The organism is uncultured Clostridium sp. (assembly GCF_963515715.1).
Taxonomy (GTDB): Bacteria; Bacillota; Clostridia; order Clostridiales; family Clostridiaceae; genus Clostridium_AW.
Map to the genome: position 1 here is coordinate 99,834 of NZ_CAUPZS010000003.1, position 23,854 is coordinate 123,687.

Genomic DNA, 23,854 nt, shown 5'->3' on the forward strand with positions numbered 1-23,854 from the left:
TTTTATCCAATTCTAGTCACCTCCAAAAGTCCTCTTTTAAGTGCTGCCATATTTTTATCTATAACATGAGGTTTAGTTGCAAATTTGTGCTTAAAGGAATCCTGCATGTCCTCTACAAACTGTTCCTCATCTATAATTCCAATAATTTTAACTATAGCTGAAAGCATTGGAGTATTTGGAAAATATGCTCCTAGGGTTTCTTCTGAGATGGTTCTTGCATCTACGGTATATATCTCCCCTTCGTATCCATCAAGCTCTTTTTTTATTGTCTCAGCATCTTTTCTAGTATTTATGATGATAGCTCCTTCTTTTTTTAGCCCTTTAATACATTCCCCAGTTTTAAGTAGGGTTTCATCTACTACCACTACATAATCTGGCTCATAAATATTACTATGAACTCTTAGTGGGTAGTTTGCTATTCTGTTATAAGCTGTAATTGGTGCTCCCATTCTTTCTGGACCGTATTCTGGGAATCCTTGAATATACATTCCTCTAGAGAAAGCTGCTTCTGCTAGTAACAATGAAGCTGTTTTAGCACCTTGTCCCCCACGACCATGCCAACGTATTTCAATTAATTTTTTGTCCATGGATTTACCTCCTCTGTCATTCATATATTTATCTCTACATATTTACTTCTTCTTTACTCCAATCCCAAGGTTTCTTTTTTATCAATCCATCGGCAAAAGGAATGTACATGGATACGATTGCAGATATTCCAAGAAGCCATTGATACCATAGTAGTGGTATCACTTGGAACGGAGTAACAGCTCCCTTAGTAAAGCTTAAAAGTATTAACATCTGAGCTCCATAAGGAATTACCCCCTGCATAATACAAGAAAATATGTCAAGCATGGCTGCACTTCTTCTCGGGTCAACTTTATATTTATTACACATTTCTTTTGCTATAGGTCCATTAATTATTATTGCTACTGTATTATTAGCAACAGCTGCATCTGTAATTGCTACTAGAGCTCCAATTCCTACTTCTGCAGACCTTCTTCCCTTTATCATGCTTTGAATTTTATCTAATAGATATTGAATTCCTCCAGCCTTAGTAATCATATGGGCAAGACCACCGGTAAACATTGATAATAAGAATATATCTATCATTCCTAAGAAACCATTAAATATTTCTTGTGAAAAACTTATTATTGTAAGATTTCCATAAGCCAATCCAATTCCACCTGAAACCATTATTCCAAGGGTTAGAACTACGAAAACATTAACTCCGATTAAGGATAGAATCAAAACTAATAGGTATGGTAAAACTTTAATAATGTTGTAATCATAAACTTGCGCTGGCGGAATCACGTCTGGACGTCCAAATATTAATAGTAAGATTATAGTTATTATGGCTGCAGGAGCTGCTATATATATATTTACTCTAAACTTATCCCTCATCTCGCAACCTTGGGTTCTGGTGGCAGCAATGGTGGTATCCGATATTACTGAGAGGTTATCACCAAACATAGCTCCTCCCATTACTGCAGCTAGAACAAAAGGTAGAGATAGTCCTGATTTTTCTGCAAGTCCTACAGCAATTGGACCAACAGCTACAATTGAACCAACAGATGTTCCTGTGGATATTGATATAAAAGAAGTTATTATAAATAATCCCACTGCTATATATTGTGTCGGTATATAAGTAAGCCCTAAGTTAACAGTGGAATCCACTCCTCCTATAGCCTTAGATACAGCAGCAAAACCACCGGCTAACAGATAGATTGTACACATTATAATAATATCTTTATTTCCGCACCCTTCTAATAATGCATCAAACTTTTCCTCAGCAGTTCCTTTTAAAATGAAAAATGCACTTATTATTCCACAGAAGATAGCTACAGGTGCTGGTAACTGATAGAAAGCCATCTCTACACCTTTTGATTGCAGTATTATCCCGCTACCAAGATAAATAGCCACAAACACTAAAAAAGGTAGTAATGCCAGACCACTTGACTTTTTCTTGTTTTCCATTACAATTCCCCCTATTTAATTTTATTGAACTCTATCCCCCATCCATAAAGAAAAAATAAAAGTATTATTTAACTACTAAATCCAATGCTGCCTTTAAATCTTCAATTATGTCTTCTACTGTTTCTAGTCCAATAGACAGCCTTACTAATCCATCGCTAATTCCTGCCGCCATTCTCTCTTCTTTTGTGTATGGTGAATGAGTCATTGATGCTGGATGCTGAATTAAGGTTTCTGCATCCCCTAAACTTACAGCTAAACTAGCTAGTTTTACATTGTTCATAACTATTCTTCCTTCTTCTAATCCCCCCTTTAACTCAAATGAAATCATACCTCCTGGTAAAGCCATCTGCTTTCTAGCTATTTCATAATATTCAAAACTCTCTAATCCTGGATAGTATACCTTTTCAACTGCTGGGTGATTCTCTAAAAACTCAGCTACTTTCATTGCGTTTTGACAATGTCTTTCCATTCTAACTTCTAAAGTTTTCATACCTCTAATAACAAGAAATGCATCAAAAGGACTTAAAACAGCGCCAGTCATATCTTTTACTCCAAATAATCTTACTTGGTCTATAAATTCCTTTTTACCTACTGCAAAACCAGCGATAACATCTCCATGACCATTTAAGTATTTCGTAACTGAGTGTAACACTACGTCAGCTCCTAGTTCTAATGGTCTTTGTATATATGGAGTACAGAAAGTATTATCAACAAATACCATACATCCTTCTACTTCATGAGCTATTTGTGAAACTTTATTAATATCAGTAACCTTTAAATTTGGATTAGCAGGAGTTTCTAAATAAACTACCCTAGTATTTGGTCTCATAGCTTTTTTAACTTCTTCTAGATTAGTAGTATCAACAAAAGTAACTTCTATACCATATCTAGTTAATCCATGACTTAATAATGCATAAGTGCATCCATAAAGTGTATCGTCTGCCACCATATGATCCCCTGCCTTTAGAGCTGACCATAATGCGGATGAAATAGCTCCCATACCAGACGCTGTAGCAACAGCTGCTTCTCCTCCTTCTAGTATAGCAATTTTTTCTTCCAATTGATCCGTAGTTGGATTACCAAGCCTTGTATATATATGTCCACATTCTTCTCCAGCAAATCTTCTTCCACCCTGTTCTGCTGATTCAAATATAAAAGTAGAAGTTTGATATATAGGAGTACCTAGTGCACCATATTGTGAATCCTTTTTGTGTCCTCCGTGTACTGCTTTAGTTCCAAATCCCATATTAGCCATATTTTCTTTATTCATAGCAAATCCCCCTTATTTTGTTATATATATTTCTATATATACTAAAGCAAATGCCATGCCAAGTTTTATGACTATATATAAATGTACTAGGATACATTGGTACACAAGGATTTGATAGATTCAGTTTAAATATTTCAAATTTTCTGTAAACATTTTATGCCACTTTACAGTATTTAGCGTAAAATATTCTTTCCATGTGTAAATTATTCTTTCCACTCTATTCCATACTTATTTATCTTATTTATTACTGTTGTATGGGATACTCCTAGATCTTTTGCGGCTTTTCTAAAGGTTTTATTCTTTTTTAAAGACTTAATGATAGCCTCTTTCTCTGCTATTTCGACTATATCTTTCAATTTTAAGTTTCCATTTTTTACCGAACATTCTGTTCTTTTAGGATTTTCATGAAGATGGATCATTAAGTGCTCTTTCTTTAGCAATTCATCATTACATAAATTCATAGCTCTTTCTACAACATTTCTAAGCTCTCTAACATTTCCAGGCCAATTATACTTCATTAGGTTATTTATAAACTCTAATTCCGCTCCTAAAATGTTTTTGTTAATCCTTTTGTTTAGATCCTCAATAAAAAATGTAACTAAACTTGGTATATCTTCTAAATGTTCCCTTAATGGTGGTATATATATAGGAATAACGTTCAATCTATAATAAAGATCCTCTCTAAATTTGCCTTGCTTCACCATTTCTTCTAAATCTCTATTGGTAGCACAAACTATTCTAACATCTACATTCTCTTCAATATTACTTCCTACTTTTCTTATAACCCCTTCTTGAAGTACTCTTAAAAGTTTAGCCTGTAATAATAGAGGAAGCTCTCCAATTTCATCTAAAAATAGGGTTCCTTCATGGGCTTCTTTAAAAAGCCCTTCCTTAGTAGTAAAAGCACCAGTAAAACTTCCTTTCTCATATCCAAAGAGTTCACTTTCAATTAAATTATTTGGAAGAGCTGCACAATTTACAGGTACAAATTTCTCATCTTTTCTACGACTAAGATTATGAATTGCTCTTGCAAATAATTCTTTTCCCGTACCACTATCCCCTCTTAAAATAACTGTAGAATTACTATTTGCAACAGCCCTCACCATTCCCTTTGCTCTTTCAATAGATGAACTATTACCTATGATATCTTTAAAAACTCTATTATCGCTTGAAGAAACAACATTGGCGATCTCTATTACCTTTTTCATATCTCTAATAGAAGACACCACTCCAATATTATTATCATTGTCATCCTTTACTGGCCTTATGGTGGTTAAATAATGACTTTTACCTCTGCCGTTTTCCAAATAAATTTCAATATTATCGTGCTTTTCCCCACTATTTATCAAATCTATTATAGGACTATTTTTCATTAAACTATTGATATTTTTTCCTACGATATCTTCCTTTGAGTAATAAAACACGTTTTCACAATAACTATTAAAGATTTCAATCTCTGAATTTTTATTTATATACATTATTCCATCATCTATTGAATCTATAATAGCAAGGAGCTTTCTTTGGTATTTTTCATGTTCTAATAATTCAATCCTATTGATTTCGAATACTCCTTTAATTTTGAATATATTTTCTTTTAATTCTTCAATTTTATTTTCATGTATATCCTTTATTTTCATGCAAACTCTATTAGGGAAAACCTCTACAGAAGTAAGGTCTATATTTAATTTATATATTTTTTCTAAAATCTCCGATGTTATGCCAATTCTATCAACAGCTAATATTTCTAATCGAATGTATCTCTCCATTTTACCCCTCTTCCAAAATATGTTACTTAACTATAATGCTATACTAAACTGCACTTAATATCAATATTTAAACGAAAGATTTACTATGGTAAAATATATAAAATTAAAATTAAAGCTATGATAAGAACATAGTCTACATCATAGCTTTGATTTAATGTATATAATTTTTATTTATTATACTCCCCAAAATTCAACTAAAGACAGTAGTCTTTGAAGATTTTCTTTAATTTCCATGCATTTCTTTTTACTTTCTATGAAAATCATTCCCTCACTACTATCCTTAAATATTATTTGTAAGTGATATTCTCTTTTGAATAGAATGGAACTACCTACAGCTTTCATTGTAATAGGTTTTATAATTTTTATTTCATCTAGTTTATATATTGTAAAGTCTTTTCTGTCAAAATTAGACTTACATTTTACCATCCAGTTATCAGTAATTGCTAAATAATTTTTTTCATTTCCAAATTCAACTTTATACTTAGGTTCACCGTACATTTCCCTATCAAAGGCTTCTACTTCCTCTAGCGTAGTAAGATATTTTTCTACACTCTTTCTTAAATATGGATCACCTTTTTCCTTATCTCTCTTTTTCCTTATGAAAAGTCCCACTATAGCTGCTATTATAGCTGGTGATGTTACTTTTAAAGCTTCCAATGACCTGGAATAAATCAAAAGAGCTATTACTATCCCACCAATTACTCCTAATACAATCAGAGGATTATTTTTTGATTTTTCTTTAATCTCCTCTATATGCTCATCATGTTCATCTAGCCATCTTGACATTTTGCTCCTCCTTATTTCTAAAACATTCTTAAGTAAAATAAATTTATTATACTTTTACCATAAGAATCTAATAAACCTTTTAATTATCGAAACCTTTATAAAAAACATTATACTATACTAACAATTTTTCATGATTTTTCCATAATATTGTATAATTTTGCTATCCATTACGGGAAACATTTTTGTTTTAGAAATGTCTATAGGTGAAGAAAAAAGAACAGAACACTGTACAATTAGATCTATTAGATATTACTATACAAATCCAGAGGTTTACTATGATGGCGTAAGCATTGACGAGCTAGCGCCAAAAGGCTTATCCCTAGATCAAATTAAAGAAAAATTAGGAGAACCTGAATCCGAAGATGATTCTAGATTGAAGTATGAATCTAAGGGTGGATTAATGAGTTTAAAGATAAAGTATTAGAAACTGTAACCGTAGAAAAGAAATCTAAATAAAATATATGTTTATGGACAAACTATGCTCTAGAATGTTTATAAATTTGTATTTTTTATAGTTTCATATATTATTTAATTTTGAAAATACATCTGTAAAACATAAGAGAACTGAGGTATATAGTGGGAGGAGCGCCTTTTTCGAAGCGACGTCACTATGTATCTCAGTTCTCATTCTGGATACCCAATTATTTTTGTAGAAACTTATAAATGTAAAATCAATTTAATGAGTACAACAAATTAAAAATGCTACATAATGTTTCTTATGCTGATTCACTGCATGCTTAGCTCTATGTTTGGAAGCTAAATTATCATTGAAGAAATACCATTAAAGGGATTTCCACCACATCTATAATCTATTAATCTATTCATCTAAAAATCTATTTAACAAACTAAAGCTTACACTGAAATCTTACCTGTAACTGCTAATATTATCATAATTACAGATATAATAAGCATAATAGCCATATAACCCTTTTCTCTACTTGTAACACTTTCATTCTTCTCTTTTTTACCTTTAATATATATAACTATTCCTGTGGAATACATAATAAATGCTAAACCTAAATATGCAATTCCTACGGCATAGATAACATAAAGAGAATAAATAATTGATATTAAAGATATAACTTTTTCTTTTATGCATCCCTTTTCACTTCTAAAAACTTTAAATGCAAACATTGAGGATATTAAATAAGGTAATAATATGTTCGTAGTTGCTATATGAGTTGCTACATAGTATCCTTTTTGCAATGCCGGTGAAAGCAATGCAATTAAAAATATCTGTATAGCTGTTATGGTAAATAGCAAAGCATTAACTGGTACATTTTTTTCATTGGTCTTTTTAAACCATTGAGGCATTAAATCATCTTGAACAGCCGGCACATATAATATTTCAGTAGTTAATAGATTCCAGCAAAGTAAAGCTCCAATATTTGAAATTATAATACCTAATTTAATTATTACAGCGCCTGCTTTTCCAAGGGATGTAGCTAATAAAACATCTGCCAATGGAGTTGTCGAATTAACTAAAACTTTAGCTGGCACAACTCCCATGGATAAAATTGATATAGCCACATAAAGTTCAGCTGTGACCAATAATGCAATTACTGTAGCTTTACCAACTGATTTCTGTGTTTCAGCTCTTTCTGATAACACTACCAAAGCTTCAACACCTACAAAACACCATAGAACCGTTCCCATAGCGCCACTTACCTGTTTTCCTATATTAGTGGCTTCCCCTGAGGATGCTAAAACATTTTGCCAGTTAGGTACGTAAAATATCTCTCCTTTAAAAGCTAGTATTCCAAATATGATTACTAGAATTAAAGGTATAACTTTAGCAATGGTTATTATCACATTAAGTACTCCAGCCTCTTTTATTCCCCTTTTTATTATAAAATAATATGACCACAAAAGGGCAGAACCTAATATAAAAGTTATAACTGGAGGCATTTGATATTGTTCTCCAATTAAGCTATTAATAGTTTTAAAAATCAAAAGAGTAAATGATACATTTCCTAAAAATGAACTCATCCAATATCCCCATGCACAGTTAAATCCTATAAATGGTCCATAACCTGCTCTAGCATAAGAATAAATTCCTCCTTTTAGTTCCGGTCTCTTGTTGGAAAGCATATTAAATACCAGTGCTAACATTATTACTCCAGATACCCCTATGCCCCAAGCTATAAGCACCGCCTGTGGGTTAGAATAAATAACTAAATCCGTTGGACTATTAAAAATTCCTGAGGCAATCATCGAGCCTATACCTAAAGCTATTAATAAACCTAATCCAAGCTTTTTTTCATTATTACCCTCCATTTTAATACCTCACATCCCCAATTTTTTATAGTTTTTTCATTTTTAAAAATGGTTACTTTTAAAAGTAACTATCTTAAAAAAGTAACCATTATGAATAGGATTATTCTCTGATATCTACCAATTCTCTAACATCGCCAATTATAGCTCTTGGAACTGGCAGATCAAGCATTGTTTTTAATCCTGGTGTAGAATTCATCACAAGGGGTATCATGTTTACACATATAGCTATAGTAGCAATACCTCCTGGTATTTCCGGTTTTATTTGAAGGTCTATGTTTGGATATCCTTTTATGGAAATATAATCCCCAGTATCTACATTTTCTAATTCTGGTCTTATCTGTTGAGGGTGCTCCATTACAATAAATTCTTTATCTTCTAAGCTTGCATATCCTAATTGTCTACATCCTGCCACATCTCCTGGATTAACTAAAACAATATCTGTGCTACGAGGAACATTTGTCAATATCGCTTCTTTTTCCTGTCTAACATTATTAAACTTTACATTAAATGCTTCTTCAAACATTCCAAAGGATTGTAGGAATCCTACATGTCCTGCTACTGTGTCATTTTTTACTCCTTCGTTAAATTCTTCTGGCTTAAGTCCTATTCCTTGTTCAATCATAACTGCTTTTCCAAAACAAGCAAGATCATTTATTCTAGCTACATTTATTTTATCCACAGTATCACAAACACCTGTCAATGCAATAACCATTAAATCCATTATAAATCCGGGATTTACACCTGTTCCTAATATTGACACATTATTTTCCTTAGCTATTCTATCCATTTCATCGGATAATTCCGGATCTAAAACTCTTGGATAGGCCATTTCTTCCGCTGTACTAACTATATCCATTCCCGCTTCTGCTGCCATTTTTATCGATGGAAATACTACCTTTGTAAATGAAGCTGTAGCCATAACGCAAACATCTGCAAAACCCTTTTTTATAACCTCTTCAGCCTTATTTGTAACCACACAACCATTGTCTTCATTCTCTTCTACCCCTAATATATCCCAAAGCTTTCTGCCAACTTTACTCGGATCTGTATCTATAGCTCCTACAATTGTAAATCCCTGTTTTCCTAATATCATTTTAGCGATACCGCTTCCCATTGAACCTAGTCCCCAAACTACAACTTTTATCTTTCTTTCCATATTAAACCCCTCCATGTAATTTATTTAATACTCAAAACTTCATTAATAATTAACCAAAGCATACTCAGGTTGCCCTTCATAATATTTTGTAACATAATTTGAAGTCATTGATGCAAGCAAACAACCATAGTCCATTTTAAATTTTACAATGTCTCCTACCCTCAGTGACTCTACACTATCCGTAACATCTAAAAGTAAATGATCACTGCTAGCTCCAAAAATACTTATATTTTCATCTAAAGGAAAGAGTCCATCTACTTTTATATCCTGTCTTCCTACTGCCACAATAGCTCTTTTCCTTATACCTTTATCCTCAAAGCGAGGTGTATTTCCAAAGGCATCCATTCCGATTCTCCCTGTAGGAACTGTAGGTTTATCCCTTATTTCTATAATTTCACCTTTTAATATAAAAGCATCGTCATAGCAACTTGGTATTGCATCTCCAAAGGAAGTTTCACGTCCAAGTGCAATTCCCTCTCCTACTCTTAATTGATTGATTTCTTTTGGAATAGTTCCATTCATTACTAGGTACAAACTACTAGAGTTTCCTCCTGAAATAATGGGTAAATCTAAATCATAAGTATTTTTAATATCATTTCTTAAATTTACAAGTTTCATCAAATTATCCTTATCAGGAATCACTCCTCCATAGCAAGTTACGTTAGTACCTAGTCCTATTAAATTTATGTTGTCTAATTTTATTATTTCCCCAGTAATATCCAGTACATCTTCTACTAAAACGCCCTCTCTTAAATCACCTATGTCCACCATTAAAATGATATTATGGGTTTTATTTAATTCCTTAGCTTTCTTTGATAATATTTTTATAGTTTCTAGTTCAGAATTTAAACTAACATCACTATACTTAATAACCTGCTCTGCTTCACTTTCCATGGAAATTCTAAGTAACATTTTTTTGCAACTTATTTGTTCCATTTTCTTTAAATTTTGGACTCTTGAATCTCCAATATGGGTAAAGCCTGCCTGAAGTAAAGCCTTTACAATAGGAATTTCTGCACAGAAAACCTTGGTTACTCCAACAACGTCTATTCCTTTACTTTTACACATGTATAAAATTTGTTTTGCATTGTGAGTTACCTTTGACAAATCAACTTCCACACAGGGATACTGTTTTCTCATAATGAGACTCTCCTTTTACTTTTATTCCTCTAATTTTTCCATGTCTTTAGTTATTCCTAAACTTTGTCTAAGTAGTGCCTCAGCAGCTTCTCTATTTTCCCTACTTAAAACTCCTGCACATGCCATAATATAATTTTTATCCAATAACGCTTTAGCGCCTTTTCTTGGGAGCATGGTAACATCGTCACTCATGTATCTTACATTCAAGAGTGGCTCTTTTCCTGCTGGCAATCTTGTAAGTGCTCCTCCTGTGCCTACTATATATTTAACTTGAGATAGGTCTTTTCCATAGGCTATAAATCCACTATCTCCACCATATTTTCTTTTTATAGTTCCTACATGTCTGTTTATTGCAACATCTACAGCTTTCTTAGTTAATATACTGCTGGCAGTTATCTCCTCAGGTTCTGTAGGTATTGCTTTTATATGACTGCTTACATATTCTTTTTTAAGGTCTGCTAAATCCCTGATATCCAATATATCTATAATGTTTTTACTGTTTATAAATACTCCGATATCCCCTTCTACGGTTCTTTTAGCCTTTGGTTCAGGGTTCACAAGCATATCTAAAACCACCGCGCTTCCATCTGTAACAGAATGAACATCTGTGGTGGCTCCCCCCACATCTAAAACCACTAAATCTCCTATCATATCATAAAGAATTTTTGCACTTTCCATAACAGCTCCAGGAGTAGGCATTATGCTTCCATCTACCATTTCCTTTATTTTATTCATTCCTGGGGCTTTTATAATATTTCTTTCAAAGGCTTCTTGTATTACCTTTCTAGCTGGCTCTACATTTAATTCATCTATACTTGGGTAAACATTGTCAACAATATATAATTCCTGATCTTTAAATGTATCTTTTATTTCTTCTCTGTTTTCAACGTTTCCACAGTAAACTATGGGTATATTGAATTTCTCCTTACTGATAATCTCTGCATTATAAATGGATGTTTCTCTTTCTCCATAATCTGTTCCCCCTGCAATCATTATCATGTTAGGATTTATTTCATGTATTCTCTTTATGTCACTTTTCCTCATTTTCCCTGATGTAACCATTTTTATTATGCCACCAGCACCTAATGCAGCTTCTTTTGCAGCCTTAACAGTCATTCTTTCCATAAGTCCATGAACTGTTATTTTAAGCCCTCCCGCTGCACTACTAGTTGCCAGCATCTTTCCCCAAGTTATAGATTCGCCTACTTGATCTTCAATATCCTTAACTGCATTTTTAAGACCTATAGTCACATCTCCATCTAGCACTGTGGTACAGCTTTTTCCTTGAAATTCTGCCTCTACAAATATATCCTTATTTTTTTTAGTTTTTATGTTAAAAGCCGTTACCAGTGTAGTGGTACTTCCTATTTCTGCTACCAAATAATCAACTTTCATAAAACGCCCCCTGTTTATCCGATGACTACCATCCGTAACACTCCCATCTTCTATAAGTGGGAGATAACGGATGCTACGTCCCTGGATAAGTTTTTCTAAGCTTCAGCTGGAGTAAGTATTCCTTTTAAGCAAACTCCATCTGAACCTAAGAACCACTTGATACCATTCTTAATTATGCATAACCTGGTGTGAAACTAAAGGGTTACTTCATCTTCCTCTGTATTAACTCCCATAAGCTTTTTAATTATGAAAGATGCAACATCTGTACCGTTGGAACCTCTTCCAAAACCAACATCCATTCCATTTGCTCTAGCTATTTCGTCTGTCACTTGAGTTCCACCGGAGGCAAGTATTAACTTATCTCTCACTCCTTTTTCTATGCACAAGTCATTTAACTTCTGCATATTCTTTGTGTGAACATCATTGTGAGTGATTATAGTACTGCATAATATTGCCTGAGCCTTTGATTCTATAGCTGCGTCCACAAGTTTTTCTACAGGACATGAAGTTCCAAGATATATTGCCTCTACGCCAAACCTTTCCACTCCCCCATGTTTGATATCAATGACTTCTCTTAATCCAACAGAGTGTTCATCCTCTCCCACTGTAGCAGCTACAACTTTTATTGGATTTTCCTTTACATAATCTCTCATTACATTATCAGGTAAAACTTTTCTTCTCTTTGGCAGAACTAATTCATCACGTTTTACAGGAGTAAAGTCACAAACTCCCTTAATTTCAACTAAAGTTCCTTCAGATTTTTGCATAACTTGCTTATGAATGATTTCTACATCCTTTAAATTCATTCTCTTTCCCATTTCCAGTGCTGCTGCTTCACTTATCTGCTCATCTTCTGGCAAGAATAGTGTAACCTTTAAATATCCGTCCTTACTCCACTGAACTTCTGGCACTACTGTACCATCTTCCTTAACTTTTTCCATTCTCTTAAAGGCATTATCATCTTCATCAAGTTCATCTATATACTTAATTTTTGAGTGCTTACATAATGTACATTCCTCTATAGCATCACATGATTTTTTATATTCTTTTGGTATATTGTTATATCCAAAATGTCCGCAAACTGGCGCAAAGTAATCTTCTTCTCTTTTTACTATAGTGTCCACAGCATCTCCGCCGTCCATTTTTCTTGCAATACCGTCTCCGTTTCTTTCTGGATATAAACCTGAATCTACAAAGAATCCTGTGTCTACTGCCTTAAAGTATCCACCAGCTTCTAACACTTCTTCTAGGAATAAAATCGCTCTTTCCTTTAATTCTCTTACCTTCTCTGGTAAATATCCTATTTTCTTTAGCTCCACCATATCCATCAATCCATCCATGCTTACAAATGCTTGTTTCGCTGTATTTATAGCATGTATATTATTGTAGTGCCATGGAACGTTTTTACCTTCATCTGGAGTTATGGTACTTTGAATATGAGCAGAAGTTAGTTCTGATATTAATAAATTTAATGTATGACCAACTGTAGCTTCTCTTTCACAAGATTCTATATACTTAGTGTTCATCTGAGCTCTCATTTTGTATCTATCAAATAACTGTCTTAAAGCCACTGCATAAGGAAGGTCATATCTCATACAAGGAGCCGGCGCAGATGTAGGCGGCACTGTAGATAGTGCAATATTTTCTGGTTTCATACCAACCATTTCTGAAAATTTAGCGTTTATAGCATGTTGAACCATAAGCTCTGGCATTACATTATATCCCTTCATAGCTGTTGCATTGGCATTATGAGCTCCATCTATCTGTAGCATGTCTACTGAAGTCATTATTCCCTTAGCCACAGCTGCATCTACAAAGGATCTAAACATATTTACATTTCTGTAAAGTATATTGTATTGAGGATCTTGGTGAGCACCATTTACCCCTTCTTCTGCAAACATAACAGCTATATCTGGTCCTGCAACACCTGAAACATAAGAATGAAAATTAATTTTTCTTCCTACTTCTTCCTCTATTAAATCTATAGCTTTTCTTGTAGCTCTAACCTGTTTTCTAGTAATAGGAACTCCCCCTACGCCTTCTGGTGTTCCTTCTATTAATCCATCAAAATGGCTCTGTCCTGCTGTTCTTATAACCATTAAATGATCTGCACCATGCCAAGCGGCCATTCTCATTCTTCTCAAATCGTCTTCAAATCTTCCTGAAGCTATCTCTGTAGTAATAACCGGTAATGGTTGAGGATCTATGCTATTAAAACTTCTAGCTGCTGGCAATGGTTGACTATTTTTTAAAGGCTGCGATATTTCTTTATAGGTAAACTCCCCCATTTGTCCTTCTGGGTAAGCTTCTCTCCAATGCCACCCTCTCCATTTTGGCTCATATTTATCTAGATCTTTTAATATTTCTTCTACATCTAATTTTTCATTATCCTGTAATTTTTCAACCATTATTTGTCACCGCCTTTCATTTTTTCAACAATTAAATCCCAGCCTATTCCCTTAGCTAATTCCTCTCCTGCTTCCAAGTAATGCTTATTGGTTAATTTCCCATAGGTTAAAACCACATTTCCTATACCCTTTCCTAGGAGATCCCATCTAATTCCATATTCCACTATAGGCTTAGCTTCAAGGCTTGAAAAACCCATTCTTAATAATACTGAACGTTCAATAGCTGGTGATGTGTGAGTATATGATAAATCTACTAATGGTTTTACAATTTGTTCAGTAAGACTCCAAAATCTTTCATAAAGCTGTTCATCATTTAAGTCTTTTAAATGCTGCCTTCTATTTTCATAATCATCTTGTCTTTTCATAAAATCCACCCCTATTCTATTTCAATATTATTTTCTTTTAAGATATACATAATCTCTTCTCTCTTCATCTTTGTTTCATCTACTAAGAAATCAAAATCAACTTGATTAATTTTATTATCATTTACTTTTTTCAAAACATTTTTAACATAGGAGTTTCTTAAAGAATCCATATCCATATCTTTTACTGATACAAGATTTGGATGAGAAGGTAATATTATATTTTTACCTGGTATTTGATCATTTGGATTCCCTACAAAAACTTCTATTCCATTTTCTTTTGCAAAATTAAGCTGAGGTATTAAGTGTTTACCTGCTCCTGTATATTCAGTTTCCTGAACCACTATTATTTCATCATCATCATATTCTTGAGCAACAGCAAAGGCTGCTGCTAAAGATGTGTTTCCAGCAGGTCCTCTTTCCAGTCCCTCTATCTGCGCCACAAGTTCTGTCATCCAAAATACTTCCCCTTGACTTATGGTTACATATCTATCTAAATATCTTAAAGGTCTTGCTGCACTTCTTGGCACATCAGATCTATCTGGATTAGTCATAAATGGAATTCCAAAACCAGTGTGCCCTGTTGTAAAGGATTTCTTATTGAAGTCTATATCAGATGCCATATGTAACCCTGAAAGATCTACAGATGCACCTACAATCTTTGTATCCTTACCTCCAGCCTTTATAATTCCTCTTGCAGTTCCTGTAGTATTTCCTCCACCTGCATGGGTTACTATTACAGCCACAGGATCTTTCCCTAACCTTTCTCTACATTCCTTAATAATTTCATTTCCTAAGGTCTCTATACCAGCCACTCCATAAGTTGAATATAATGAAGCATTATAATATCCTGTATCTTCAAGTATTTTTAAAAATGTATAAAATAGTTCTGGTCCTACAGTAAGTCTTAAAACTTCTGAACCATATCCTTCACACTTTCTACCCTTTTCTAATATCTCTGGCTGTCCTACTTTCCTTGAATCATAACATTCGTTAGCTATTATACATCTAAGTCCTCTTATATTAGCTTGAGATGCTACCGCTGCTCCATAGTTACCTGAAGTGGCCGCTGCTACTCCCTTGTAACCTCTTTTCATAGCGTCATATACAGAAACACTAGCCCTCCTATCTTTGAAACTTCCTGATGGATTACAACTTTCATCCTTTACAAATATTCTAGCTGCTTTACCAGTTTTAGATACTTTTCTTGCAAGCTTTGTAATATTTCTAAGTTCTAATAGTGGAGTATTTCCTACTCCAGCTTCTTTTTGAATTTTTTCTATATCCTCTAAAGAGTATCCCACATCATCCATAAGTTTTTCATAGTCAAATGAAAGTTTTCCATTCTCATATTTGTCATAGTCTATACCCACGGATTTTAGCATTATCTCATTTTTTCTAGCCATAAGCTCATCATATTTATTCATAGCCTATTACCCCCTTTTTAACTAAAAACAAACTTTAATACTAATCTTCTATAAGCTTTCTTGCTTGCTTTCCTATATACTCTACTTCCTTTACATACCTTCCAAAGGAATGATAATATCCTGGTTCTACTTCTACAACTTCTCCTTTAACAATTCTTCCTACAATGGTTTCAACCTGAACTTCGCTGCCTACTTCACAATCACTTAAACAATTTCCTCTTGTCCAACACTTTAGAGATATGATTCTTGTTTCTTCTGGTATGCTTTGAGATCTATCCTCTGGTGTCAAAACAATCTCCTCAATTTCAACCCATGTTCCTTTTTTTATCATAAATCTTCACCTACCATAAATTTATTTTTATTTAAATAATTTCTAAACCTTTGCTTATCTGTATAGCAACTTATATGCCAACAAAGAAAACCATGTATTCATGCGACTTTACATGAATACATGGTTTTCCTAATGCAAAAATTTTTGCAGTTTTTCTAAATTTTATTGCAAAGTTTTCAAATTACTTCCAGCAACTTCCTAAAGAAAAACACCTGCAAGATATTTTGCTGCTCCGTAAAATATTTTTGCACTTATCTAGATTTATTATATCTTCTAAGTATTTTTTTAGTATTTTTTACTTCTTTACATTATATTTTTTTAATTTATATTGTAGATTTTGCCTTGAAATGTTTAACTTCTTAGAAGCTTTACTAATATTATAATTACTTTCTCTTAATGCTTTTTCTATTATCTTACTCTCTATATCTTTAATATACTGTTCTAAATTAAAATCTTCATCAATATTTAAATTATCAATATCTGTATGAACTTTATTATAAAAATTATTAAATATCCTAGATTCAAAATGCTTACGATTTAGAGTTAATTCATAATTGGTCATATTCATAGCTGCTTCAATTACATTTCTTAATTCTCTTATATTGCCAGGCCAATTATACTGTAAAAGTTTTTCAAAAACTTGCTCATCTATTTTTTCTATATTTTTATGTAAAACTTTATTATAATGTTCAATAAAATTTTTTATAAGTATAGGAATATCTTCCTTTCTTTCTCTTAATGGTGGTATATTTATACTTATTACACTTAACCTATAATAAAAATCCTTTCTAAGCTTTCCACTTTCTATAAGCTTTTCAGGTTCTTCATTTAGTGTAGCTATTACTCTCACGTCTACTTCTATGGTCTTATTACTACCTATAGGCCTTATGCATCCGTCTTGAAGCACCCTTAAAAGTTTAGACTGTAAATAGGGCTCCATGGAATTAACCTCATCTAATAGAATAGTACCTCTATTGGCCTCTTCAAATAATCCTTTTTTATCTTCTGCTCCAGTAAAGCTTCCTTTTTCTGTACCAAACAACATTCCTTCAAGTAAAGCAGCTGGAATAGCAGCGCAATTTATTGGTATAAAAGGCTTATCTTTTCTTAATCCACCATAATGAATACTCTGAGCAAAAACTTCTTTTCCACAGCCAGTCTCTGCATAAATTAGAATGGGAGAATTAGATATGCTTGCTCTTTTAGCTTTTTCTATAACTTTTTTCATGAGTTTGCCTTCACCATATATATCATCAAAAGTATAATGCTTTTTTACTTCTTCATTGTTTTTTTGTAATTTATGTATACACTCCGTTAGTTCCTTAAGTTGAGTCATATCTTTAGCAATTTCAATAGCTGCTACATTTTCTCCTTCTACAACTACGGGAACCGTAGTATTTATAGTTATAACCTTCTTATTGTTTTCATTGCTGTAATGTTGTATTAAATCTTGAATTCTCTCCCCAGTTTTTAAAGCCTTTATAAGAGTAGAGGAACTTTCTTCTACAGTTTCTAAATACTCATTAACTTTTTTACCAAATACTTCACTAGGATCTATCCCCTCCACTTTTCCCATGCTTTTATTGTAATATATAGTTCTTCCACTAGAATTTACAATGTGAATTCCCTCATCTAAATTATCTAATAAGCACTTAAGTATCCTCTCTGCATAGGACGAATTATCAATCATATTATCCCCCTTTTACCTTATAATTACATATATAGTAATATTATATAACGTATATATGTAATTATAAGATATACATATCAAAGATTAAAGTATAAATGTTAGTTAGATGCTTAGATGTCTAGTTTTTTAGATGTTTAGATATTGAAGTAATCCCATTAAAGAGATTTCTACCACATCTATCATCTATTAATCTATTAAATCTATTTGTGAAACTAAATTACTTTTGTAGAAATTTATAAATGAAGAACTAATATGTCATAATTTAATTCTGAAAATATATTTGTAAAACATAAGGGAGATAAGTATATAATGGGAGAAGCGCCTTTTTTGAAGCGACGTCATTATGTACTTATCTCCCCTTTTGGAATGCCCAATTATTTTCGTAGAAACTTATAAATGTGAAACCAATTTAATTAAATAGTTAGATATTTGGATTTCAAATCCTCAACATATCCTTGGAAGTATTTGAGTGTCTAACTCTCCTAGTATACTTTTGCCGCCAAAGTCATTTTCAATATATACAAACTTACTTTCATTGGTAAATTCACCTATGATGCTAGCTTCACAATTACATCTATTTTTTAGGTCTTCTACTATGTGGTTACATGCATATTCATCTGCTACAATTATCATTCTTCCTTCGCAAGCCAAATAAAGTGGATTAATACCTAACATATCATTTATGGCTTCCACTTCTTGTCTTATAGGGATTTTATTTTGTAATAAATGTATTCCTAAACCGCTTTCTTTAGATATTTCATTTAATACTTGAGCCACACCGCCTCTAGTTGGGTCTCTCATAAATTTTATATGATTACAGTAGTTCTTTATGTACCTTAGAAGATAATTTAAATGGGCACAATCACTGGCTATATCTCCCTTCACTTTTAAATTATATCTATCCAAAGCTATTGCAGTGCCATGTTCCGCAATAGTTCCTGTTATTATTATTTTATCATTACATTCTATGTTTTTGGACTTGTACCCATCCACAACTCCAATTCCTGTGGTATTTATAAATATTTTATCTCCTTTACCTTTAGGTACTACCTTAGTATCTCCTGTAACTATACTGACCTTAGCAAATTCACAGACTTTCTTCATAGAATTTACAATGGTCACTAAATCTTTTAGAAAAAAACCTTCTTCTATAATGAATGCAGCACTTAAATATAAAGGCTCTGCTCCACAAGCTATTAGGTCATTTACAGTTCCACAAACAGCTAATTTGCCTATATCCCCTCCCCTAAAGAATATAGGATTTACCACAAAGGAATCTGTTGTCATTGCAATTTCTTTTGAAGAAAGGTTTATCAATGCAGAATCGGCATTTTTTAATAAGATATCATTTTTAAAACTTGCATAAAATATCTCCTTTATTAATTTTTCAGTATACTTTCCCCCTTCTCCATGAATAAGCTCAATAGCATCCTCCTTCATATTTACATCACCACCATCTTATATTTATAATACGCAGCACAAGCCCCCTCCGTTGATATCATACATGGCCCACATGGCGTTTCAGGGTTACACCTTTCTCCGAAAAAAGCACATTGGAAAGGATATATATTGCCAAGCAAAACATCACTGCATCTACAACCAGATTTATTTTTAAATATGGTATCCTTATTTTTAAAATGATCTTTTAAATTAAATTTATTAATTGCATCTAAGTGGTCATACTTACCATTTATGACTAGAGCTGAATTTTCAATCCTTCCAATTCCTCTCCATGCTACACCTTCTATTATAAAAACCTTATTCATTAAGCTCTTAGCTCTTTTATTTCCATCATAACTTACCCATTTTTTATATAAATTTTCAAAGCCATGGTAAGGAACTTTTTTACTTTTTTCGTAAATACTTTTGAGCAAAAAATATATTCCTCCTAATATTTCTTCACCTTGGAAGCCACATATAACAGCAGGAATTTTATATTTTTCATAAATAAATTTAAAATCTTTCTCTCCTGTTATTGTAGCAACATTGCCTGGACAAATTATTCCGTGAAGCTTCTTATCCTTAGCATTTAAAATTTTCATAAGTATAGGTGGCATTATTTTTATAGAGGTTAAAAAATAGAGGTTCTCAATTTTTTCTATAGATGCCTGCTTTATAAGAGAGGCAATTAGAGGAGCAGTGGTTTCAAATCCAACTGCTAAAAATACTACATCTTTTGGATACACTTCTTTAGCTATGTTAATAACTTCATTAAGAGAATAAATAATTCTTATATCCCTTCCTTGAGATTTCTTGTAAGTCAAACTACCATTGTTTCCACTAACCTTCATCAAATCTCCAAAGGTTAATATAGTTATATCCTTTGAAGCCAAATATGTAGCCCCGTCTATATAATTTTCATCGGTAACACACACTGGGCATCCTGGCCCTGATATTAAATTTATCTTACTAGAAATAATACTTCTTATTCCATATCTAGCTATTGAATTTGTGTGAGTGCCGCATACCTCCATAATATTTATGCTATCCTCATCCATAAGTTCTGCATATTTGTTTATATTTTCTACTATCTTCTCTAATTTATTTTTATCAACCATACTCTTCCCTCAACATCTCATCTAATATATTTTCTAAATAATTAAAGTACTCCTCATCTATCTTTTGTATAGCGAACCCTGCATGAACCAGCACATAATCTCCCTTTGCTGGATTATCAATAAGATCAATATTGACACAGGCTTCTATGCCTTTAATATCAATGGATGCAAATGGAGGTTCTACATTTTTTATTTTTCCACATACTGCAAGGCACATATCATATCCCCTTTTCACTTAATATTGCATCTGCCACAGCAATTTGCCCTAAAGAAATTCCGCTATCATTAGTTGGTATGCTTTCATTAAAAAATACTGAAAAATCTTTCTCCTTTAATAATTCATATATGTTTTCTAAAAGATACATATTTTCAAACACGCCCCCACTTAACACTACTTTATTTATGCCGTAATCCTTTCTTAATCTACAAGCCATTTCAACTGTAATATTTACAATGGTATTATGAAATTTTCCGCTTATTTTTGAAATTGATATTCCATTTTTAATATCTTTTAATATATCAATAATTATAGAAGTATGATCTACTATATACCCTTCTTCTTTTTCTATTAAATATCCATAACTTTCTAAAGTGTTGTATTCTACAATATTCTCCAATTCTATAGCTCCTTGTCCATCATAATTTATGTTTTGTCTCAAACCTAGAATTGAGCATACTCCATCGTATAGTCTACCTAAGCTTGATGTTTTATAGCAGTTTAAATCATATTCCAAGGCATTTAATATGTTATTTATATATTCCTCACTTATATCTTTCTCACTTATATCCTCCTCTAAAAAACCACAAATTCTCTTTAGCCCAAACCTTCTGATTTCTTCATTCCTAACTTCTTTTAAATAGCTTACCCCTATTTTCCATATATTCTTTTGAGCAGAATCTCCTCCTTGGATTTTTACATATTTAAAATGTCCTACTCTATTAAAACTTTTTCTACTTCCAATTAAGAATTCTCCTCCCCAAGTGTTTTTATCTATACCATAACCTGTACCATCATATATTATTCCTATAACATCATCGAATATATGATGTTCCAACATACAACTTGCCATATGTGCATGATGGTGCTGAACCCCAATTTTATTTTCATTATTTAAGTTCATGGCATAAACAGTAGACATGTAATTGGGATGCATATCAAAAGCTATGATCTCTGGATTAAAATTAAAAATATTTTTCATATTGTTTATAGCTTTTACATATTCTCTATAAGCATTTATTTCTTTTAAATCTCCAAGGTATTGACTCATATATACAATTCCATCAAATGCAAAGGAAAAAGTATTTTTCATATCTGATCCACAAGCTAATATTTTATTTTTTATTTTCCTCTGAAGGCAATAAGGAGAATATCCCCTGCCTGGCCTGCTCACAATCACCCTATCTTCTAGCACTTTTACCACTGAATCATCAATAGGAGTGTTTATATCTCTATTATTTAATAAAAAATAATCCACTAATCCACAAATATTTTTTAATGCTCCTTCATTTGTATATTCTATTGGATTTCCGCTAATATTAGCACTGGTCATAATAAGAGGAGGACTCTCTTCTTTAAATAGCAAGTAGTGTATGGGGGTGTAGGGAAGCATTATACCTAATTTATTTATTCTTGGTGCAATCTCTTCGCATATATCTTTTATGTCTTTTATATTCTTTATGTCATTATTATTCTTTTTCCATAAAAGCACTATAGGTCTTTTATTGCTAATAAGAATTTCCTCTTCCTTTTTATTTACCTTGCAATATTTTTTAACTTCGTCAATGTCTTTCATCATTATTCCTAGGGGTTTATCCTTTCGTCTCTTTCTTTTTCTAAGTTCTAAAACAGCTTCTCTATTAGAGGCATCACATACTATGTGAAAACCTCCCACCCCTTTAATAGCTATTAATTTTCCCCTTTTTAATAGCTCTACACATGCTTTTAATTCATCTAAACATTGAATTTTTTCTCCCTTATTATCCACTAAAGCCAGTTTAGGCCCACAGTCTATACAACATGTGGGCTGAGCATGAAATCTCCTATTTTCGGAATTTTTATATTCCTTTTCACAAAGATTACACATATTAAAATTATCCATAGTAGTATTGCATCTATCATAGGGAAGAGATTTTATTATGGAGTATCTTGGTCCACACAAAGTACAATTGGTAAAGGCATATCTATATCTCTTAGAATCTTTATTAAATATATCTTCAACACATTTATTACAGGTGGCTATATCAGGAAGAATAAATTTTAATTTTTCATTTGAAAATTTACTTTTCTTTATAATAAAATCTTCATATCCACATATATCTTGTTTAAATACCTCTACCTTTTCAATTCTTGCAAGCTGTGGAGGTTTTTTTACCACATCTATAAGAAATTGCCCTATATTTTCCTTTTCACCTTCAGCACTAATAACTACACAAGAGTCAAAATTGTTAACCCATCCTTTAATCTTAAATTCCTTTGCTTTTTTATAAATGTATGGTCTAAATCCCAAACCTTGAACAATACCATATATTTTTACTAAATAGCTCTTTTTGCCGCCTTTCATAGACTCATCCAATTTTATTTCCCGCAATTTTTTTGATAACAGCTGTAAGTTCTTCCATAGATTCGTATTTTACTTTTATCTCAGTATCTTCATTTATTACATCATCATTTAAATCCTTAAGGTGCTCTAAAAGATTTTCTTCTGTTATATGACTACCTTTAGAAACAGCCAGCTCCATAAATATTACTCTTTTCAAATTATTCGCTTCACATATTTCTTTAATTTCACGAGAAATGTTTTGCATTAAAAATGAATCATGCATTTATAAATCCCCCTATTATAAATTTTTTTTATTATTTTTGATTATTATAGTAGGTAAGTATAATATTATATACTTCCTTTTTTATATCTTTAAATTTTTCTAAAAGCTTTTGACTTAATTCTACTCCATAATCAATATCAGCTCCTTCTATTCCTATAATGTACCCTGTTAAATTTTTTACACTATAGCTATTTAAAAGTTTTATTAAACTTAATTGATGTTGAGAATAACCCTTTTCGAAGAAATTTTCCTTATCTTTAATATTGATAATAGAGATTTTTCCCACCTCTATGCCATAAAAAGTACAGTCTAAAATAAATATAAAATCTCCATTCTCTATAAAGCTTAAAGAATAGTTCACATCTGTCTCACCTAGTACAACCTCAAAACCCAATTTTTCTAAATCTTCCTTTAATTCTTCTCCAATTAATACTCCAATAGCATCATCCTTCATTATCCTATTTCCTATGGCTATAACTTTTTTCCTCATA

Annotated in this window: 21 protein-coding genes; 1 reads left to right on the forward strand and 20 read right to left on the reverse strand. The window is 32.3% G+C overall.

Annotation, left to right across the window (positions count from 1 at the left end):
* Positions 1-2: 2 nt before the first annotated feature.
* From RYO54_RS04070 to RYO54_RS04090, 5 genes are all read right to left on the reverse strand, one after another.
* The gene (locus RYO54_RS04070; protein ID WP_315116026.1) at positions 3-587 is read right to left on the reverse strand and encodes a 2-oxoacid:acceptor oxidoreductase family protein; all 585 of its coding nucleotides are present in this window, start codon (positions 585-587) and stop codon (positions 3-5) included.
* A gap of 34 nt (positions 588-621) precedes the next feature.
* Positions 622-1,974 carry a Na+/H+ antiporter NhaC family protein gene (locus RYO54_RS04075; RefSeq protein WP_315116028.1) on the reverse strand — a complete coding sequence of 451 codons (1,353 nt, stop codon included), beginning with the start codon at positions 1,972-1,974 and terminating at the stop codon, positions 622-624.
* Positions 1,975-2,038: 64 nt separating this feature from the next.
* Complete coding sequence (gene megL, locus RYO54_RS04080) at positions 2,039-3,244, reverse strand: methionine gamma-lyase (RefSeq protein WP_315116030.1); 1,206 nt, start codon at positions 3,242-3,244, stop codon at positions 2,039-2,041.
* Between the two features lie 203 nt (positions 3,245-3,447).
* Complete coding sequence (locus RYO54_RS04085; protein ID WP_315116032.1) at positions 3,448-5,010, reverse strand: sigma 54-interacting transcriptional regulator; 1,563 nt, start codon at positions 5,008-5,010, stop codon at positions 3,448-3,450.
* 174 nt (positions 5,011-5,184) lie between these two features.
* Complete coding sequence (locus RYO54_RS04090; protein WP_315116034.1) at positions 5,185-5,796, reverse strand: hypothetical protein; 612 nt, start codon at positions 5,794-5,796, stop codon at positions 5,185-5,187.
* Positions 5,797-5,989: 193 nt separating this feature from the next.
* On the opposite strand from RYO54_RS04090, the gene RYO54_RS04095 reads away from it, so the two are divergent.
* Positions 5,990-6,220 (forward strand): hypothetical protein, encoded by a 231-nt coding sequence (locus tag RYO54_RS04095; RefSeq protein WP_315116035.1) that lies wholly within the window; start codon positions 5,990-5,992, stop codon positions 6,218-6,220.
* Between the two features lie 428 nt (positions 6,221-6,648).
* Here RYO54_RS04095 and RYO54_RS04100 read toward each other — a convergent pair whose 3' ends face one another.
* The 15 genes from RYO54_RS04100 to RYO54_RS04170 all read right to left on the reverse strand — a co-directional run bounded on the left by RYO54_RS04100 (position 6,649) and on the right by RYO54_RS04170 (position 23,853).
* Positions 6,649-8,073, reverse strand: a complete 1,425-nt coding sequence (locus RYO54_RS04100) for an amino acid permease (protein ID WP_315116037.1) — start codon at positions 8,071-8,073, stop codon at positions 6,649-6,651.
* A gap of 100 nt (positions 8,074-8,173) precedes the next feature.
* Positions 8,174-9,229, reverse strand: a complete 1,056-nt coding sequence (gene ord / locus RYO54_RS04105; protein WP_315116039.1) for a 2,4-diaminopentanoate dehydrogenase — start codon at positions 9,227-9,229, stop codon at positions 8,174-8,176.
* Between the two features lie 42 nt (positions 9,230-9,271).
* Entirely contained in the window at positions 9,272-10,369 is a 1,098-nt protein-coding gene (gene orr / locus RYO54_RS04110; protein ID WP_315116041.1) for an ornithine racemase Orr, read from the reverse strand.
* Positions 10,370-10,390: 21 nt separating this feature from the next.
* A complete protein-coding gene (locus RYO54_RS04115) occupies positions 10,391-11,764 on the reverse strand; it encodes a GlmL-related ornithine degradation protein (RefSeq protein WP_315116043.1) in 1,374 nt (457 codons plus the stop codon).
* A 194-nt stretch (positions 11,765-11,958) separates the two neighbouring features.
* The gene (gene oraE, locus RYO54_RS04120; RefSeq protein WP_315116045.1) at positions 11,959-14,172 is read right to left on the reverse strand and encodes a D-ornithine 4,5-aminomutase subunit OraE; all 2,214 of its coding nucleotides are present in this window, start codon (positions 14,170-14,172) and stop codon (positions 11,959-11,961) included.
* Positions 14,172-14,537 carry an ornithine aminomutase subunit alpha gene (locus RYO54_RS04125; RefSeq protein ID WP_315116047.1) on the reverse strand — a complete coding sequence of 122 codons (366 nt, stop codon included), beginning with the start codon at positions 14,535-14,537 and terminating at the stop codon, positions 14,172-14,174. The genes oraE and RYO54_RS04125 overlap by 1 nt, the downstream gene beginning before the upstream one ends.
* Positions 14,538-14,548: 11 nt before the next feature.
* Positions 14,549-15,961, reverse strand: a complete 1,413-nt coding sequence (gene ortB / locus RYO54_RS04130; RefSeq protein ID WP_315116049.1) for a 2-amino-4-oxopentanoate thiolase subunit OrtB — start codon at positions 15,959-15,961, stop codon at positions 14,549-14,551.
* 40 nt (positions 15,962-16,001) lie between these two features.
* Positions 16,002-16,292 carry a 2-amino-4-oxopentanoate thiolase subunit OrtA gene (gene ortA / locus RYO54_RS04135; RefSeq protein ID WP_315116050.1) on the reverse strand — a complete coding sequence of 97 codons (291 nt, stop codon included), beginning with the start codon at positions 16,290-16,292 and terminating at the stop codon, positions 16,002-16,004.
* A 295-nt stretch (positions 16,293-16,587) separates the two neighbouring features.
* The gene (locus tag RYO54_RS04140) at positions 16,588-17,982 is read right to left on the reverse strand and encodes a sigma 54-interacting transcriptional regulator (protein ID WP_315116051.1); all 1,395 of its coding nucleotides are present in this window, start codon (positions 17,980-17,982) and stop codon (positions 16,588-16,590) included.
* Positions 17,983-18,426: 444 nt separating this feature from the next.
* On the reverse strand, positions 18,427-19,422 hold the full coding sequence (gene hypE, locus RYO54_RS04145; RefSeq protein WP_315116053.1) for a hydrogenase expression/formation protein HypE: 996 nt from the start codon (positions 19,420-19,422) through the stop codon (positions 18,427-18,429).
* Between the two features lie 2 nt (positions 19,423-19,424).
* Complete coding sequence (hypD, locus tag RYO54_RS04150; RefSeq protein WP_315116055.1) at positions 19,425-20,540, reverse strand: hydrogenase formation protein HypD; 1,116 nt, start codon at positions 20,538-20,540, stop codon at positions 19,425-19,427.
* The gene (locus RYO54_RS04155) at positions 20,533-20,757 is read right to left on the reverse strand and encodes a HypC/HybG/HupF family hydrogenase formation chaperone (RefSeq protein WP_315116057.1); all 225 of its coding nucleotides are present in this window, start codon (positions 20,755-20,757) and stop codon (positions 20,533-20,535) included. The genes hypD and RYO54_RS04155 overlap by 8 nt, the downstream gene beginning before the upstream one ends.
* Before the next feature lies 1 nt (position 20,758).
* The gene (gene hypF, locus RYO54_RS04160; RefSeq protein ID WP_315116058.1) at positions 20,759-23,113 is read right to left on the reverse strand and encodes a carbamoyltransferase HypF; all 2,355 of its coding nucleotides are present in this window, start codon (positions 23,111-23,113) and stop codon (positions 20,759-20,761) included.
* Complete coding sequence (locus tag RYO54_RS04165; protein ID WP_315116060.1) at positions 23,106-23,363, reverse strand: hypothetical protein; 258 nt, start codon at positions 23,361-23,363, stop codon at positions 23,106-23,108. Before RYO54_RS04165 ends, hypF begins: the two co-directional genes overlap by 8 nt.
* A gap of 31 nt (positions 23,364-23,394) precedes the next feature.
* The gene (locus tag RYO54_RS04170; RefSeq protein WP_315116062.1) at positions 23,395-23,853 is read right to left on the reverse strand and encodes a hydrogenase maturation protease; all 459 of its coding nucleotides are present in this window, start codon (positions 23,851-23,853) and stop codon (positions 23,395-23,397) included.
* Between the last annotated feature and the right edge of the window lies 1 nt (position 23,854).